Origin of the sequence: Hydrogenobacter thermophilus TK-6 (genome assembly GCF_000010785.1) — a bacterium.
Classification (GTDB): Bacteria; Aquificota; Aquificia; order Aquificales; family Aquificaceae; genus Hydrogenobacter; species Hydrogenobacter thermophilus.
Genome location: NC_013799.1, coordinates 488,089 through 503,633 on the forward strand (window position 1 = coordinate 488,089; position 15,545 = coordinate 503,633).

Consider the following 15,545-nt stretch of genomic DNA (forward strand, 5'->3'; position numbering starts at 1 on the left):
TTTTCATTCCATTCCCTCCTTTCCACAATTATAACGCCTGCGCTGGTAAAGCTAGATTATATTTACCTTTAGAAAGTGAGTGGCACAGGATATGCAAGGGTCAAAGCTCCTTATGAGCTTTTCCGCCTCTTCTCTTATTATGCTCTCCTCCTTTTTGAGTTGATTACATCTCTCTTTTAAAGAGTGCTCCATGGCATCTTGATTTTGGGATGTGGGGGGTACTATATCCGCTTTTAAGATGTTTCCTTGCTGGTCAAATTGATAGCTATGCCAGAGGATACCTCTTGGCGCTTCGCTAACACCAAAGCCTTCGCCAGCTTTTACCTGATAGCTTACTTTGATAACTTCAGGTTTTTTATAATCTCTGATTATCTGATGGGATCTTTCAAGGCTATGGAGGATCTCCACCATCCTTATAAGGATGCTTTTGTAAGGGTTAAGCTCAGGAAACTTTATAGGAAGCTTATGTGCGTATTCTGTAGCAAGTGGGCTTAGCTTCTGGTAATTGTTGTTAAACCTCGCCAAGGGACCCACCACATAGATAGACCCTCCTTTTGTCCTTGCATGCTTAGCTGTTGAGTAATGCACAGCATACTCCACAAAGTATTCTTTGAACTCCTTTTTGTTTATAACCTCTCCTTCACTCGTGAGTATGTCCCCACTGAGTATGGGATAATCTTCATCTGTTAGTGATACAAAAAGGATGTTTTTCAGTTCAAAATGGGGAAACTTTAAATGTTTTAGCTTTTCAAGTAGTCTGTAGCATATGTCTATGGCTTCCTCTATGTCCTTGCAACTGACGCTTGGATGCTCCGGTAGAGAATGAAATCCTCCAACCGTGACGGAGACAGGATGAGATGTCCTACCTCCCAGCATCTGAATTATCTTTGAACCTACTTCTCTTAATCTCAGTCCGCCTTGTACAAGCTCTCTATCTACCTTTGCAAGCTGAGCTATGGATGAAACACCATAGAAGTCTGGTAAGTGTAAGAAGAATATGTGTATAGCATGGCTCTGTATCCACTCTCCATAATACATAAGTCTTCTCAGAAGCAGTATGTCCTCGGGCACTTCTATCCCAAAGGCATCTTCTACAGCTTGAACTCCACTCATCTGATAAGCTACCGGACATATACCGCATATGCGTGCAGTCACATCGGGTATGAAATGGTAAGGCTTTCCCCTCAAAATCTCCTCAAAGTATCTGGGTGGCTCGTATATTCTGAGCTTGAGGTCCTTAATCTGGTCCTTGTCCAGCACAATATCCAGCGCACCTTCCCCTTCTACTCTTGTAAGAGCTTTTATCTTCACTTCCATAGCTTCTCTCTATATATCTTATTGTAAGCGTTGGCGCTTAGTTTAATGGTCTGATAAGCCTGAGGAAAGTATGCTAAAAAACTCTCCAAGTTAGGTTTATGCACTGGTCCATAACATCCATAACATCCCCTCTCAAAGGAAGGGCATATGGCACCGCAACCTGCCCTTGTAATAGGTCCAAGACACACCTCACCCTTTGCAACCGTGATGCAAACAGCTCCTCTTCTCTTACACTCAAGGCATACTGGATACTCTGGCACATATGGACTTTTACCGTGTAGGATGCTTTTGAGGAAGTTTTCTAAAATCTCCTTATTAATTGGGCATCCAGGGAGTTGGTAATCGACCTTTACAAAAGCATCAATTGGCTCTGACTTTATAATACCTTCAAAATTTCCAGCGCTTTGCACTCCACCGGATATGGCACAAGCACCTATAGCTACAAGCATACCTGATCGCCTTCTTATGTCCAAAATCCTCTCCTCATCCTCTCTGTTGGATACAGAACCTTCAACAAAGGAGATATCAAACTCTCCATAATGGTTCTCACTTTGAGCCTCAAGGAAGTATAGCACTTGAAGTTTCTCCAAATACCTCAGCATATGTTCAAGCTCAAAGAAGACTATCTGACAACCATCGCACGATGAAAACTTAAAAACGCCTATTTTCAACCTTCTACAACCTCCAAAATACTCCTGTAAAGTTCCTTTTTCCCTTTCCCTTCCTTAGCTGAAGTAATTATAACTTCATTTACACCAACTACCTTAAGAAGCTCCAAGCTTTTGGAAAGCTCTTTTTGTGATGCCTTGTCTGTTTTTGTTAGCACTACCTTGTAAGGTATATTTATATGCCTTAGCCACTCTATCATGAGCTTATCAAGGTCTGTAGGTCCCACCTTGCTGTCAATTAATACAAATACGCACCTAATGTTTTGTCTCCTCTCTCTGAAGTAGCTTTCTATGAGCCTTTTCCAGCTTTCCCTCTCTGCTTTTGAAACCTTTGCAAAACCATAGCCCGGTACATCAACGAGCTTTATACGTCCTTCCAAAAGGAAGGCGTTTATGGACCTTGTTCTACCCGGTTCTTTACTCACCCTTGCTACAGGTTCGCCCACCAGCATGTTTATTAAAGAGGACTTACCCACATTAGACCTTCCTACAAACACCACTTCTTTAAAGTGGTCTTTGGGGAGATCTTCCCTGTATGAGCCTAAAAACTCCACCTTCATGATTTTTTCACCTTTTTTAGAGCCTGCTTTACCTCACCCACAAGATAGAGAGAGCCTATCACAATAATATCCTCCTCAAGGCAAAGAACATCTTCGGATGAGGAGAGGAGCATAACTTCCTCAAAGCCTACCTTCTTGGCATAACTCTCAAGCTCCAAAAGGTCTTCTCCTCTGTGATGTTTGATCTGAACAAGATATATGCGATGCGAAAGCTCTCTCAAAAAGTGCATGCTTTCGCGCCACTCCTTCTCTTTAAGACCTGTAAATACGGGTGTAAGGCTTCCCATGTACCTTTTTACCTCTCTGACCACCTTCTTTATACTGTCGGTGTTGTGAGCACCATCCAGCACAAGAAGTGGCTCTCTTCTGACTATCTCCATTCTTCCCTCCCAGCGGGTGTTTTGCAAAGCTTGCTTTAACCTTTTCAGGTCAGGTTTTATAAGACATGATGCAGCTGTGATGGCTAAACTGGCATTGCCTATCTGCCACTTTCCCCAAAGTCCCAAAGGCACATTTTCCAAGCGTATATCCTTCCACTCGTAGTGCTCTAAGAGCGTCTCATACCTGCTTACTCTACCGTAAGAGAAAAAGTCTATGCCTCCCACTATAAGGTCCCTATCATCGCAAAGGTCCAGCGCCTTACTGTAAAGGGGGAACTTCATACTTCCCAGCACAAGAGGAAAGCCCTTTCTGTATATGCCCAGCTTTTCAACAGCTCTGCTCTCTACATCTCTGCCCAGCCACTTAGTGTGGTCCCTTTCCACGTTGGTAATAACACACACAGAAGGATTGCATACTCTTGTGGCATCCCACCTTCCTCCCATCCCCACCTCAAAGACAGCCACATCCACCTTTTGGTCTTTGAAGTATTCAAGAGCTATCAGCGTGCAGGCTTCAAAGTATGTTAGCTCAAACTTCTCAAAGATGGGTTTAAGTTCCCTTACATATTCCTCAAGCACCTCGGAAGGCATCTTCTCACCATTTATCCTCCATCTTTCCTCTTCTTCCACCAAGTGTGGAGATACAAACCAACCTGTTTTATATCCGTGCTGTCTTAGGATCATCTCCGAGAAGGCGCAGGTGGAACCTTTTCCGTTGGTACCCCCTACCTGAAGGGATGTGTAAGGTAATCTCTCCAAACCCAGAAACTGAGAAGCCTTCTGTATTCTCTCAAGAGTTGGAACTATATGATAATCTTTCCCTCTGTAAAGATTGTACAGAAGCATAAAGAAAAATTATAAGCCCCCAGAAGGGGGCTTTTGGGTTAGCTGATGGGTCTTACATTCTTGGCTCTGGGTCCCTTAGAGTCCTCCTCTATTTCAAACTCTACTCTCTGCCCCTGCTCCAAGGTCTTAAAACCTCTCTGCTGAATGGCTGAGAAATGGACGAAAACGTCCCCCTGATTGTCATCACGGGTTATGAAACCATAACCCTTCTCCTTACTAAACCACTTTACAGTACCTTTGAGTGCCATGGAACTAAAAACCTCCTTAAAACTAAGTTATGGAGCTTCAGCACCGAAGGTAAGGCGCCCTCCCTTCTGCGTACTTAAACTCCTGAGTTATAATAATAAACTGCCTACTTGTTTTTGTCAAGTATGAGCCTATAATAAAGATAAGGAGGTGAAGCGTATGCACTTTCCACTGCCTTGGCAACTCATACTCATACTTTTGGTAGTGTTTGTAATATTTGGAGCAAGTAGACTGCCCGAACTGGGTAAAGGACTTGGCGAGGGTATAAGGAACTTCAAGAAAGCTCTGTCAGGAGAAGAGGAGCAGAAGAAGGTACCCGAAAAAGAAGGAGGTTAAGTATGTTTCATACGCCTACACTGCCAGAACTTATAGTGATCCTCGCCATTATCTTTCTGCTTTTTGGTGCATCTCGCCTGCCTGAAGCTGGTAAGGCTCTGGGTGAAGGCATAAGGAACTTCAAAAAGGCTCTCTCAGGAGAAACGGAGGAAGAGAAGAAAGCCAAAGAAGTCAAAGCTCAAGAGCTGGACAAAGAAGAGAAAAAGGCTTGACCCTTTTCTGTTAAACTATTACTATGGACTTTCCTGAAATAGCGCTTATACTTCTTGTAGCTTTTATATTTCTTGGACCGGAAAAGATGATGGAACTTGCTACAAAGATGGGAGAACTTTTGAGAAAAATAAGGGAGACATGGGACGAATTAAGATACCAGATGTACGTAGAGAACATAAACAAAAAGGTGTTGGAGGAGCAAGAGGAAATACAAAGCACAGAAGAAGCAACTCATGAGGTGAAGGAAGATGGAACCACAGGAACTACCCAAGATGCCTCTGACAGAACATCTGAGGGAACTCAGAAGCAGACTGATTAAGTCTATACTGGCTCTCCTTGTAGGTACCGGAGCATCCTTTTACTTCGCCAGTTACATCTTTGAGGTCCTTAAAGAACCTATCAAAAGGTCTTATCCTAAGGTGCAACTGATAACGCTTTCCCCCACCGAACCTCTATTTATCCTTATTAAAATTTCCTTAGTGTTTGGTCTCATACTTGCATCTCCAGTAGTGCTTTACCAGATTTGGAGATTTGTGGAACCTGCCATGTATCCTAACGAAAAGAAACTCATACTGCCAATAACATTCTTTTCCATAATACTTTTTCTTCTTGGTGGTAGCTTTGCATACTTTGCAGTACTTCCCATAGCTCTCAAGTTTCTCATAGGCATAGGTTTTTCTCAACTTCAGGCAACACCTTTTCTTTCTGTAAATTTGTATGTTTCCTTCCTGCTTAAGATGATAGTCGGGTTTGGTTTAGCCTTTGAGATGCCTATCGTGCTTTACCTCCTGCAGAGGGCTGGAATAGTCACAGAAGAGCAGTTAAAAAGCTTCAGAAAGTACTTCATAGTGATAGCCTTCACAGTGGGCGCTCTGATAGCTCCGGATGTCACCACCCAGGTACTTATGGCTATACCTCTTCTTCTGCTTTACGAGATATCCATACTGCTTGGAAAACTTACCAAAAAGAAGAGTAAGACAAAGGCGATAGAGGTAGCTCAAGAATGAAAGTGCTTATCACAGGCAGTACCGGTTTTGTGGGAAGATACATGGTAAAGGCTTTGCTGAATGAAGGCTTTGAAGTTGCATCAATAGTTAGAAACCTTGATAAGCTTCGTCGCCTATACGGTGAAAAAGTCAAAGGCTACGAGGGAAACTTTGAAGACAAGGCTTCTATAAGAAAAGCTTTTGAAGACTTCAAACCTGATTATCTTATTCACCTCATAGGGATACTTTATGAGGAGAAAAGTAAAGGCATTACCTTCCATAAAGTCCACTACATTTATTCAAAAAACCTGTACCAAGTGGCTAAAGAGTTTGATATAAAGAAGGTCCTTCACATGAGCGCCTTAGGGACCCACAAAAACGCACCATCTTCTTATCACAAAACCAAGTACCAGACGGAGCAGGAGCTTATAAAGACAGGTCTTAACTACACTATATTCAGGCCTTCCATCATACTTGGACCAGAGCAAAGGCTCTTTTTTGACATGTGGAGTATAACTCGCTACCTGCGGGTAATAGCTCTCCCTTCGGGTGGTCATTACCTTTTCCAGCCTGTGGATGTAAGGGATGTAGTGTGCTGTTTCCTAAAAGCCATAAAAAGTGAGGAAACTAACGGGAAAATCTACGAAGTATGTGGAGATAAAAAAGTAAGCTTTAAAAAGCTACTTGAGGATGTATTCTCATACTGGAACAGAAAGGTCCTTCTTTTGCCCATGCCAAAGGCTCTCATGTACCTGGGTGGATTGCTGATAGAGAGGATAATGGAGCCTCCACCCTTTAGCTCTGACCAGATGCTTATGATGTGGAGAGATAACATCTGCGGGCTTGACCCAGAGGTAGAAAGTCAGGGGGTGCAAAAAGTCTGCCAAAAAGCACCCATACCATACCAAGAGAGCCTTCTATGGAGTCTGAAAGAGTTTAAGAATTTAATGATCACATAATGGTATGGTAGTATAATTTAACTGCAAGGAGGGAAACATGATAGAAGTAAAGCCTGTGGAGCAGGATCTGGAAGCCTTAGTTTCAAGGGTTTTTTTGAAAGCCATTGAGCTTCTGGGTGGTTTTTCCAAGCTGGTGGAGTACAGGACTCTTACATGGCTCCCGTCTTTGGTAAGGGCTGCCTATGCAGTGGTGCTGAGAGAAGAGTACTTCAAAACGGAGCAGGAGATAGCCCAAATCGTCGGACTCACAGGGCAGACAGTCAGAAACATACTAAGAGCTGATCCCACCATAACTATGGAGAAGATAAGGAGGCTTGAAGAGCTGGTAGAAGAAGAGAAGAAGGAGATGAAAGTGCACACCGCAGGAGGACTTGCCAAATTGGCTTACAAACTCATAAAGGAAGGGCATGAGGAATCCAGATTGTTTGTAGAGTACTGTGAAAGGATAGCTTATGCTCTTGATATACCTTGGGCATACATGACACTTAGAAGGCTAAAAGGTGTGGACTTTCCCATAAAGTCTGCAGAGGAGGTAAAAGAGAGACTCTCAGGCGTTTACATAAAGGGAAGACCTGCCCAGGATGTTATCTCTGAGCTGGAGTATCCTATAAAAGACCCTGCTGAGCTTTTACACAAAATAAAGGAAAATCTTAAGATGCATGGTATTGAGTAAATTTGAGATATATAGGATACATCCTATTATTTCTTCTGTTTCTCTACTTTTCCTTTGTAAAACCCTATATGCTCTTGAGGGGGATTCAGGTAGAGTTAAGGGGATTTTACATTGACGCAAAGGGAAAAAAGATAGGCGTTGAGAGTTTCCTCCTTTTTGTGCCGAGCTCAAAAGGGAGAACTTTGTTTATAGGTGCTAAATCCGTTAGTCTAGGTCCGGAGGGGATCTATGCAGGTAGTGTTAGCGTGATTGAGGTGAGCAAAGAGGTGTCCAAAGAACCCTTTGATTACGACTTTACCCATCTTGTAAAGCTATCTGAAAAAGTAAAAGCTCGCGCCGGAAAGGTGTATGTGTCTATAAACACACTGCCATTAAAGGAAAGTATCACAGTTTTTGTGGGAGACACCAAACTTGAGAGAGGTAATATAACTTCTCATGAGTGGTCCCGCGTCTTTTACATGAAGGGAAACTCAACACACCAGCTTTATGTACTTTTAAAAGAGGCTCACGCTAAAGGAGGGATATTTTACGCTGATGATGTTATTGTCACAGCTACCTCATACACCTTTTACGGTCGTGGAGAATGGAGGGGCAAAGAGGGAAATTTTTATGCTAATGGTTTTATAAAAGGATACGAAAGCGAGAACTTTAAAGTGCCGGTTTTAAAAGTGCAGGGTAAAGGAAAATTGACCTACACATCCTTAAAAGTGGATTTTTCTGTAGAGACAGACCTCCTTGAAATAAAAGGAAGAAATATGGGCAGTCTAAGTGGGAGAGGGGAGTATACATATACTTTTGGGAAGGAGGAGAGAATAAGGGGAAGTTTCACAGCAGGAGAAAGTTTCGTAAGCATAGACTACAGAATTCATCCAGATGACATACTTTATGCAAACTTTAAAAATGTCCCCTTAGATAACCATCTTCTGAGGATTGATACACCCTTTCGTCTGGCGCTTTGGGGGTCTCTGACCCTTTACCCTACCAGAAAGGAACTCTCTTTGAAGGGCTTTTCTGAAAATCTTTTCTTTCTTGAGCAAAGCTTCAGGGGAATAAATGTGGAGCTTTCCCTTGATTACTCAAAAAATGCAGGGAAGATTTATCTTTCTGTGAATGATCCTGCCAAGATAATCCTATCGGGTTACTTCTCCAAAAAGGATTTTGAAGGGGATCTTTCTGTTTACATGCTTCCTTACACTTACGAAGGCTTTTCTGCTTATATAAACTATTTGGGAAGCGTAAGCTACAGAGAGGGGGTCTTTCACGCATACGGCAGCGGAAAGCTTATAAAACCCATTTACAGGGATGTATCACCCGGAGACATCACCTTTAACATAAACCTTGCAGATGATAATTACGGTATCGTTTTTTCTGGCATAGGTTTTGGTGGAGAAGGAAAGGGGTCCATCAAAGAGAGAGTTTTTGCAGGCACAGTGCTTTTTAAAGGTTTTTCTATGAACTATACCAACCTTAAGGTGGATAATCTGGTGGGAGGATTTGCGCTAAAAATCTCACCTGCACAGACCCAGATAACCGGCGGTGGAGAGGCTTTATTGACAAAAGATGAGGTAAGCGCTCTTGTAAGGGCGGGGGTGGACTTAACTAAAGGAGGAGACTGGCATGGCACTTTTTCAGCACATCTGCAAGACATAAGAAGAGGAGACTTGCATGTGAATCAAGTAGATATAAAAGGGCGAGTGAGGAAGAGTCTCATCAGTGCTGAATACTCCTCCAAGTATGCCAAAGGGAGAGTGGAGTATAGCCTTTCAGACAGCAGTTTTTCCTCATCAGGAGAGCTGAGTATTGAGGAGGGAGATTATTCTGCAAAAGCGCATTACACATTGCACGGAAGGAAGGAGGGCTTTTCTGCACAATTGTCGGGTCAAGGTTCTTACAAGGGCTACAACTTTCCCCTGAGGGCGAGCCTCACAAGAGAGTCGGGAAAGCTCAGAGGTTTTGTAAAGGGCTTTTCTACAAAGGTGGGGCTACTTAGCGTAAGTCTGGCAGATAGCTTTTTGGAAGGCACCGAAGATAAGGGAATACTTAAGCTTGGAGACATTACCCTGAGCATAAATTCGGAAAGACTCCTTACTGTGCAAAGCTCCAGCGGGCAACTTAGTATAAAGGACAGGAGCTTTTTATTGCCACTTTCACTATCTGGAGGTTTGAGGGGGAAAGCGGAGGTCTCTTATGGGGAGAGTGGTTTGAGTATAAGCTCGCAGGGGGTTTTGGACCTAGAAAAGCTCTCAAACCTCATAAAGAGCAGAGTTTTTACCTACGCTAAGGGTGAAATCAGTTATACTCTCCAAAAGGAAGGAAAGTTTTTCAGGATCAGGGTCTTTTCTGCGCAAGATATAGAGGTCAGGTCGCGCTTTTTAGCTGTGCCTCTCAAGGGTAGAGTTTATGCCCTTTACAATGGGAAAGTATGGGAAGGCTTTGCTAACCTCAAGGGTGATGATGCGGATTTAAAGGCTCAGGTGGTAGGTGATGATAAACTCCTCAGCGTAAAGCTGGCTACACAGCGTCTTCCTATTCTCTTCAGGTCGGAGAGCGTAAGATTTAACGGTTTTGCAAAAGCTAACGGTGAAATTACTACAGATTACAGGAAAGTGCGTATAAAGGCGGATGTTGACCTTAGCGGAAATCTCATCATCAAGAATATAGCGAGGAAAATTCAGGAAAAGCCCGAAGGATACAAGCTGATAGACTTGGACATAAAGCTCTCCACAGCTGAGCCACTCAGGATCAGCCTGCCAGAAGGTTATATATACTCTTATGCAGATGGTCAAATAAAGGGAAGTCTCTACAAGCCCGATTACCGTGTAAAGCTAAGCCTTGTGGGTGGTAGCCTGGAGTACTTTAACAGAGAGTTTCATGTTAGGGAGGGAACGCTTTTGATGAGTCCTGAGAGAACAACTCTTGACCTTACTATGATGGCACCAACACCAGATTACAACATAATAATAGGTATTAAGGGAGACGCAGGCAATCCTAAAGCCTTTGTGAGATCGGAGCCTCCAAGGGATACAAGAGAAGTTCTCACATCACTCATCCTTGGCGGACCTGCAGGTGAGGGTATGTTCTCCCTATCCTCTGCTCTTGTAGCTCAGTTTCCCGAGTTTAGCAAGCTTTTACAAGGTGTAGAAAAAGCCATAGGTACAGATGTGAGAGTAAACATCTCACCCACAACAAGCCCTACAGGTGAAGCAGCTGTAAACACCAAAGTTTCAAAGGATATTACTAACAGACTCAACATAGAATACCAACAAAGTACCCTTAAAGACCCAAAAGAAACCTACGGAGGAGCCAATGTAAAGATAACACCCAACACATCCGTAGGGGTAAAGGTATACTCTAACAATGCTCAAGAGTATAAGGTGAGATTTAGGAAGAAGTTTGATTTTTAAATGTCTTAATCCCTTTTACTGCATAATCTATCCAAGAGATGATGATAAAAAGTAGGCAAAGACTGGATAAAAGAAAATTAATAAAAGGTGAGTGCAAAAACATGCACAAGAGGACACTTAGGGCTACTACCGTTGTGGTTATCTTTCCCCAAAGGCTGGGCTTTGGCACTTTTTTAAGTTTCAGATATATAACACTTGCCCCCAAAAGGATAAAAACATCTCTTGCCAATAAGCTAAAAAGCAGGATCTGAGGCATATTTTTAAGCTCAAAGGTGCATACAAACAGAGCTGTAAGCAAAAGTACCTTGTCCGCCAAAGGATCTAATATCCTTCCCAGCTGGGTTTCTCTTTTAAACCTTCTTGCCAAAAAGCCATCAAGTGCATCTGTGAGAGCCAAGATGGAAAAAAGATAAGGAAGAAGATTTTTGTCTGCAGAGAGCAAAAGGGGTGATAGAAAAAGCCTCAAAAGGGACAGTATATTGGGAAGATTACGGTAAAAGCCTAACATATTCTATAAGGATACCCCTTTTCATGTAAGGCATCTTTTTTACAACCTCTCCAAAGGGGTTTATAACGGCGGTATCTCCTGAGTTGTTTACCCAGAGGATGAACTTTCCATTTTCTATCGCTCTTACTTTAGCCCACATAAAGTGTTGATAGCTGCAATCACTGTGGTTGAACCACCCGTCGTTGGTAAGCACCGCCACGAGATTAGCCTTCTTAGATAGCTCTTTTACGAGATCCCAGTAAGCAATCTCAAAGCATATGGGAGTAGCCACTTGGATGTTTTTGTAGACAATGGGACGCTTTTGAGTTCCAGGCACATAATCAAGCCCGCTTATGGCAGAAAAAACATCCTTCAAGAACCCAAAGGGAAAAGGCATGTACTCTCCTATAGGGAGAAGTCTTATCTTGTCGTAGTATCCAACAAGCTGACCATCTGCTACTAAATAAGCGGAGTTGTAAGGCTTTAGTCCTTCTCTTATGTCTACAAGACCTACTAAGATGGGTGCCTGGTAGCTCAGTTCAAATAGCTCTTGCCTGCCTCTGTCAAACTCATCAGAAAAAAAGAAGGCAAAGGCTGACTCAGGAAGCACCACAAGGTCAGGCTTTTCTTTAACTGCCTGCGAAACCATGGAAAGCATCTCATCTGTGTATTCTCTAAACTTCTTATCGCTCAGTTTATCCTGCTGAGGCACTGCTGTTTGTAATAAGGCTACCTTTAAGATCTTAGCATCTTCAAGAGCTTTTAGGATTTGTTGCTTTGCGGAAAGCCCCAAAAGAAAGCTAAAAGACAAAAGAGCTAAAAGAGCCAAGAATCTTCTTTTAAAAGCAAGATAAGTGATGTACCAGATGAGCAAGCTTCCACCATAAACTGTAAGGAAGCGAAGCGAGTACTTAACTGCTGGGAAGTTTACTGATGTTTCACCAACAATGAGCCACGGAAATCCACCGTAAGGTACATACGACCTTGCCACTTCAAAGAGAGTGTAAAGTACGGGCAGAAGCCAGAGCCTTCCACCCATTTTTTTCCACATGTAAAGGGGCAGGTTCATCTGGTAAATGGTTAAGAAAAGACAGAAGAGTGCAAATAGGGTATATGCCAAGAAGGGGTTTATGTCCCCGTACTCTATGCTGGCGATGTTGACGCATCTAAGAGACAGAAAGAAAAAGGTAAAGCCTGTCAGAAGATAGTGCATCTGGTTGGGGCGTCTCAGGAGCATAAAAATACCTGGAAAGATAAGAAACCAGAGGTTGTAAGAGGAGAAGGGGAGGTATAGCAAGATACCATTCAAGATAGCAAGCAAAGATCTCTTCATCTTTTAAAGGAGACAGAAAGCAGTGATACACCAATTATTATGAGAGCTATACCTAAGAGTTTGGTGAAGCTAAGCTTTTCACCCAAAAGAAGCCAGGCAAATACAGCGCTCCAAAGGGGTGATGTGGAAGCAATGGGCGAAACAACCGAAACATCCCCATGACGCAAAGCTAAAAAGAAAAGATAAAGTCCCAAAAAACCAGAGAGAAAGCCTCCCAGAAAGGTAAGCATCAAGTACTTGGGACTTATGAATATCCTCTCACCTAAAATTGCCGTTATAAGCGTTGCAATGATAAAAGCGGAAAGGTTGTGAAAGATCAGAGCCACCGAGGGGGGTATTCCTTCTTTTAGCACCATCTTAAAAAGTGAGGGAGCAAAACCCCAAACTAAGCTGGCGCTGATGGTAAGAAGGATAGCCTTCATAATTCAAACACTCCTACAATTGGTGCGTGGTCAGAAGGCTTTGGATTTCTCCTCTTTCTTGGCCACATGTCCACATAGACATCCCTGAGGTAAGCTAGCAGAGGTTTTGTGATGAGTATGTAGTCTATTCTCATACCTTGGTCTTTCCAAACCATGCCACCTATGTAATCCCACCAAGTAAACTGCCTTTTCTCAGGGTAAAGGTATCTGAAGGCATCCACAAACCCCCACGAGATGAGCTTCTTTAATGCATCTCTCTCCTCCTTCATGGTACCTATGGTGTCTTTAAGAAGCACAGGGTCGTAAACATCAATATCCTCCATGGCTACATTCATATCACCCACAAGTACTATCTTGTCGTTGGGACTAAAGCTTTCTGTTATAAACCTCAAAAACTTCTCGTAAAACCCCAGCTTCCAGAAGAACTTTCTGCCACCGCGTGACTCACCATGAGGGAAGTAAGCGTTTATAATCCATACATCTTTAAACCTGCCACCTATTACCCTCTTCTCCTGGTCGTAAGTGGCATCTCCCATGCCTTTAAAGACCTCTTCTAAGAGAAATCTGGAGCATATGGCTACTCCGTTGTAAGTCTTCTGTCCGTGTGTGTAACACTCGTAGCCCATCTTCATAAAGTCTTCTTTGGGAAAGTTTTCGTCGGTGGTCTTAAGTTCCTGAAGACACAGTATATCAACGGGGTCTCTCTCAAGCCAAGAGAGGACAAGCTCTTTCCTTGTGTTTATTGAGTTGACATTGTAGGATGCAATCTTAAAACTCCTGTTATCCTTATCTTTTCCTTGCATCTTTACGAGACCTGATGTATTATTATATTCCGAGTAAAACTTCTGTAAGGAGGGATTGGCCATGACAAAGGCTGAGCTTGTTTCTGCTGTTGCAAAGGGAGCGGGCATAACCAAAAAGCAGGCAGATGCCGCTCTAAAATCTGCCATATCTGCCATAGCTGGATCCCTTAAGAAGGGGGAAAGGGTTGCCATACCCGGCTTTGGCATATTCACCGTTAGGAAGAGGGCGGCAAGGAAGGGGAGGAACCCCAGGACGGGTGCTGTCATCAACATACCCGCCAGAAAGGTGGTGACCTTCAGGCCTGCTAAGGACCTCAGAGAGTCCATAAAGTAAAACCTTCTCCTCTGGGGGGATTTCCCCCCTTTTTCTTTTGAAGTATAATTAATAGAAAGGAGGGTGTAGCTCAGCTGGTAGAGCAGTGGACTGTGGATCCACGGGTCGCGGGTTCGAGTCCCGTCACCCTCCCCTGATTTCCCTCTATTACGAACAACGCAGGAGAGTATTGAATATCAAAGGTTTTATTGTCATAAACGATCTCTTTAATGAGGGTCTTGAAAAAGCTTCTTATCCTGCGGTAATCATTGCTTGCGACTAATTCTTCAAATACAGCGCGTACTTGAGCTGGGTTTATTCTGGGAGCTACATTTAGAGTTTTCAGGTTTTTTATGTGGGATAGTTCTGCGGATATTTTGTCCTTTATAGCCTGCAGGCGGTTTAACTCGTCTTTAACTGTATGCGGATCTATTCCTGCGGTTATGGCTTTTATCAGGTTGTTTATCTGGTTTTCAATCTTTTCCTTCTCCTCCCTTAGCTCTTTTTCTCTCTCTAAAAAGTTGTTGCTTGCCTTCTGGATGGTTTCCTTCAGGCGTGCGGTAAGCTCTTGAAGGGTTTGCTCGTTTAAAATGTAGTCAAGTATCTCCTTGGAGAGGAACTCATCCACTTTGTGAGCTGGCAAAATTTCTTGTTTACACTTGCGGTGTAGCCTGTTGTAGCAAACATAATAGAAATAAAGACCACCTTTTCCTTTGCCTGTCCGTGTTGTCATGGCTGAACCACACCGTCCACACTTGAGAAGACCCACAAAAAACATTTTTGCCTTGTGTCTACCTTTTTCTTCTTTGTGTCTCCGTTGTAGTTCCTTCTGTATTTTTCCCCACTCCTCGTCTGAGATGTATCTGAGGTCTTCAAAGTAAACTTTTATTTCTCCGTATTCAATGATGCCCTTGTAAAGTGGGTTTTTGAGAACTCTGAGGATTTTCTTCTTGTTCCATTCATCGGTGCCAAGCTCACGATTGAGATAGTGAGCTATTTCAAGTGCGCCTAAGCCCCTGCGGAAAAGGGTAAGGATTTTGAGGTAGATATGTGAGGTTTCCTCATCTTTGTATATGCGACCCTTGCCATCTTCACCCTTCACAACTTTATAACCCACAGGACACTTGTTCTTCGGGTAAATTCGCTTCTTAATGCTTTCCTCTATACCTCTGAGCGTGTGTTTCTTGATCATGAGCGTGTAGTATTCATCAAGAAGCTCAAAGATGCCTTCGGTCAGGTAAGAAGATACAGGGTCGTCAGGGAGAGGGGTCACCACATAGTGGAGTTCTATGCCGTTCTTTCGCAGCAGTCTCTTGTAGTATATGGCATCTTCTCTGTTTCTGGCAAAGCGTGATGTGTCAAAGACAATAAAACAATCTACATTATTTTTTACTGCGTAGCTTATAGCTTGTTGAAACTGAGGTCTTTTGTCTGTTGAGCCTGAAATTCCTTCATCTTTGAATATTGCTACAACTTCTATTCCTTTTTCCTGAGCGTATTTGAGACACTGAGATATCTGGCTTTCTATCGGCGTTTCTCTCTCCGCTTGTTTGTCCGTTGAAACTCTCGCATATACTATTCCCCTTAAACTCATAGATA

General features: G+C 43.0%; 17 protein-coding genes, 1 tRNA gene and 1 pseudogene. 9 read left to right on the forward strand and 10 right to left on the reverse strand.

Annotated elements, in window-relative coordinates:
- Positions 1–51: 51 nt before the first annotated feature.
- The 5 genes from HTH_RS02505 to HTH_RS02525 are packed head-to-tail and all read right to left on the reverse strand — an operon-like array spanning position 52 to position 4,019.
- Positions 52–1,317 (reverse strand): Ni/Fe hydrogenase subunit alpha, encoded by a 1,266-nt coding sequence (locus HTH_RS02505; RefSeq protein ID WP_012963143.1) that lies wholly within the window; start codon positions 1,315–1,317, stop codon positions 52–54.
- Positions 1,308–1,988, reverse strand: coding sequence for a Ni/Fe hydrogenase subunit delta (locus HTH_RS02510; RefSeq protein WP_014462559.1), 681 nt, complete (start codon positions 1,986–1,988; stop codon positions 1,308–1,310). Before HTH_RS02510 ends, HTH_RS02505 begins: the two co-directional genes overlap by 10 nt.
- Positions 1,985–2,545, reverse strand: a complete 561-nt coding sequence (yihA, locus tag HTH_RS02515) for a ribosome biogenesis GTP-binding protein YihA/YsxC (protein WP_012963145.1) — start codon at positions 2,543–2,545, stop codon at positions 1,985–1,987. The genes HTH_RS02510 and yihA overlap by 4 nt, the downstream gene beginning before the upstream one ends.
- The gene (locus tag HTH_RS02520) at positions 2,542–3,771 is read right to left on the reverse strand and encodes a bifunctional folylpolyglutamate synthase/dihydrofolate synthase (protein WP_012963146.1); all 1,230 of its coding nucleotides are present in this window, start codon (positions 3,769–3,771) and stop codon (positions 2,542–2,544) included. The genes yihA and HTH_RS02520 overlap by 4 nt, the downstream gene beginning before the upstream one ends.
- Before the next feature lie 38 nt (positions 3,772–3,809).
- Positions 3,810–4,019 carry a cold-shock protein gene (locus HTH_RS02525; protein ID WP_012963147.1) on the reverse strand — a complete coding sequence of 70 codons (210 nt, stop codon included), beginning with the start codon at positions 4,017–4,019 and terminating at the stop codon, positions 3,810–3,812.
- A 157-nt stretch (positions 4,020–4,176) separates the two neighbouring features.
- On the opposite strand from HTH_RS02525, the gene HTH_RS02530 reads away from it, so the two are divergent.
- The 7 genes from HTH_RS02530 to HTH_RS02560 all read left to right on the forward strand — a co-directional run bounded on the left by HTH_RS02530 (position 4,177) and on the right by HTH_RS02560 (position 10,588).
- Positions 4,177–4,353 carry a twin-arginine translocase TatA/TatE family subunit gene (locus tag HTH_RS02530; protein ID WP_012963148.1) on the forward strand — a complete coding sequence of 59 codons (177 nt, stop codon included), beginning with the start codon at positions 4,177–4,179 and terminating at the stop codon, positions 4,351–4,353.
- Positions 4,354–4,355: 2 nt separating this feature from the next.
- Positions 4,356–4,565 carry a twin-arginine translocase TatA/TatE family subunit gene (locus HTH_RS02535; RefSeq protein ID WP_012963149.1) on the forward strand — a complete coding sequence of 70 codons (210 nt, stop codon included), beginning with the start codon at positions 4,356–4,358 and terminating at the stop codon, positions 4,563–4,565.
- 23 nt (positions 4,566–4,588) lie between these two features.
- Entirely contained in the window at positions 4,589–4,885 is a 297-nt protein-coding gene (locus HTH_RS02540; RefSeq protein ID WP_012963150.1) for a twin-arginine translocase TatA/TatE family subunit, read from the forward strand.
- Positions 4,839–5,573, forward strand: a complete 735-nt coding sequence (gene tatC / locus HTH_RS02545; protein WP_012963151.1) for a twin-arginine translocase subunit TatC — start codon at positions 4,839–4,841, stop codon at positions 5,571–5,573. The genes HTH_RS02540 and tatC overlap by 47 nt, the downstream gene beginning before the upstream one ends.
- Complete coding sequence (locus tag HTH_RS02550; protein ID WP_012963152.1) at positions 5,570–6,511, forward strand: NAD-dependent epimerase/dehydratase family protein; 942 nt, start codon at positions 5,570–5,572, stop codon at positions 6,509–6,511. Before tatC ends, HTH_RS02550 begins: the two co-directional genes overlap by 4 nt.
- 37 nt (positions 6,512–6,548) lie before the next feature.
- Complete coding sequence (locus HTH_RS02555) at positions 6,549–7,184, forward strand: hypothetical protein (RefSeq protein ID WP_012963153.1); 636 nt, start codon at positions 6,549–6,551, stop codon at positions 7,182–7,184.
- Positions 7,185–7,252: 68 nt separating this feature from the next.
- Positions 7,253–10,588: a translocation/assembly module TamB domain-containing protein gene (locus HTH_RS02560; protein ID WP_014462560.1), complete on the forward strand. Its 3,336-nt coding sequence runs from the start codon at positions 7,253–7,255 to the stop codon at positions 10,586–10,588.
- On the opposite strand, the gene HTH_RS02565 is transcribed toward HTH_RS02560, so the two are convergent.
- Genes HTH_RS02565 through xth form a run of 4 tightly spaced genes read right to left on the reverse strand, consistent with a single transcriptional unit; the run spans position 10,566 to position 13,633 of the window.
- A complete protein-coding gene (locus HTH_RS02565; protein ID WP_012963155.1) occupies positions 10,566–11,096 on the reverse strand; it encodes a CDP-alcohol phosphatidyltransferase family protein in 531 nt (176 codons plus the stop codon). The genes HTH_RS02560 and HTH_RS02565 overlap by 23 nt on opposite strands.
- Positions 11,077–12,408 carry an apolipoprotein N-acyltransferase gene (gene lnt / locus HTH_RS02570; RefSeq protein ID WP_012963156.1) on the reverse strand — a complete coding sequence of 444 codons (1,332 nt, stop codon included), beginning with the start codon at positions 12,406–12,408 and terminating at the stop codon, positions 11,077–11,079. Before lnt ends, HTH_RS02565 begins: the two co-directional genes overlap by 20 nt.
- A complete protein-coding gene (locus tag HTH_RS02575; protein ID WP_012963157.1) occupies positions 12,405–12,830 on the reverse strand; it encodes an EamA family transporter in 426 nt (141 codons plus the stop codon). Before HTH_RS02575 ends, lnt begins: the two co-directional genes overlap by 4 nt.
- The gene (xth, locus tag HTH_RS02580) at positions 12,827–13,633 is read right to left on the reverse strand and encodes an exodeoxyribonuclease III (protein WP_012963158.1); all 807 of its coding nucleotides are present in this window, start codon (positions 13,631–13,633) and stop codon (positions 12,827–12,829) included. The genes HTH_RS02575 and xth overlap by 4 nt, the downstream gene beginning before the upstream one ends.
- Positions 13,634–13,694: 61 nt before the next feature.
- Between xth and HTH_RS09820 the strand changes: the two genes are divergently transcribed.
- Together HTH_RS09820 and HTH_RS02590 are read left to right on the forward strand one after the other, a co-directional pair.
- On the forward strand, positions 13,695–13,967 hold the full coding sequence (locus HTH_RS09820) for an HU family DNA-binding protein (protein ID WP_012963159.1): 273 nt from the start codon (positions 13,695–13,697) through the stop codon (positions 13,965–13,967).
- A gap of 59 nt (positions 13,968–14,026) precedes the next feature.
- A tRNA-His gene (locus HTH_RS02590) sits at positions 14,027–14,099 on the forward strand.
- Positions 14,100–14,607: 508 nt separating this feature from the next.
- Here HTH_RS02590 and HTH_RS10195 read toward each other — a convergent pair.
- A pseudogene (locus tag HTH_RS10195) lies at positions 14,608–15,540 on the reverse strand (recombinase family protein); the annotation flags it as partial.
- Positions 15,541–15,545: the final 5 nt, after the last annotated feature.

Excerpts from the sequence above, each read along its gene's own strand:
- HTH_RS02505 (WP_012963143.1), bottom strand. The coding sequence starts at position 1,317 with ATGGAAGTGAAGATAAAAGCTCTTACAAGAGTAGAAGGGGAAGGTGCG.
- yihA (WP_012963145.1), bottom strand. The coding sequence starts at position 2,545 with ATGAAGGTGGAGTTTTTAGGCTCATACAGGGAAGATCTCCCCAAAGAC.
- HTH_RS02520 (WP_012963146.1), bottom strand. The coding sequence starts at position 3,771 with ATGCTTCTGTACAATCTTTACAGAGGGAAAGATTATCATATAGTTCCA.
- HTH_RS02525 (WP_012963147.1), bottom strand. The coding sequence starts at position 4,019 with ATGGCACTCAAAGGTACTGTAAAGTGGTTTAGTAAGGAGAAGGGTTAT.
- HTH_RS02530 (WP_012963148.1), top strand. The coding sequence starts at position 4,177 with ATGCACTTTCCACTGCCTTGGCAACTCATACTCATACTTTTGGTAGTG.
- HTH_RS02535 (WP_012963149.1), top strand. The coding sequence starts at position 4,356 with ATGTTTCATACGCCTACACTGCCAGAACTTATAGTGATCCTCGCCATT.
- HTH_RS02540 (WP_012963150.1), top strand. The coding sequence starts at position 4,589 with ATGGACTTTCCTGAAATAGCGCTTATACTTCTTGTAGCTTTTATATTT.
- tatC (WP_012963151.1), top strand. The coding sequence starts at position 4,839 with ATGCCTCTGACAGAACATCTGAGGGAACTCAGAAGCAGACTGATTAAG.
- HTH_RS02550 (WP_012963152.1), top strand. The coding sequence starts at position 5,570 with ATGAAAGTGCTTATCACAGGCAGTACCGGTTTTGTGGGAAGATACATG.
- HTH_RS02555 (WP_012963153.1), top strand. The coding sequence starts at position 6,549 with ATGATAGAAGTAAAGCCTGTGGAGCAGGATCTGGAAGCCTTAGTTTCA.
- HTH_RS02560 (WP_014462560.1), top strand. The coding sequence starts at position 7,253 with ATGCTCTTGAGGGGGATTCAGGTAGAGTTAAGGGGATTTTACATTGAC.
- HTH_RS02565 (WP_012963155.1), bottom strand. The coding sequence starts at position 11,096 with ATGTTAGGCTTTTACCGTAATCTTCCCAATATACTGTCCCTTTTGAGG.
- lnt (WP_012963156.1), bottom strand. The coding sequence starts at position 12,408 with ATGAAGAGATCTTTGCTTGCTATCTTGAATGGTATCTTGCTATACCTC.
- HTH_RS02575 (WP_012963157.1), bottom strand. The coding sequence starts at position 12,830 with ATGAAGGCTATCCTTCTTACCATCAGCGCCAGCTTAGTTTGGGGTTTT.
- xth (WP_012963158.1), bottom strand. The coding sequence starts at position 13,633 with ATGCAAGGAAAAGATAAGGATAACAGGAGTTTTAAGATTGCATCCTAC.
- HTH_RS09820 (WP_012963159.1), top strand. The coding sequence starts at position 13,695 with ATGACAAAGGCTGAGCTTGTTTCTGCTGTTGCAAAGGGAGCGGGCATA.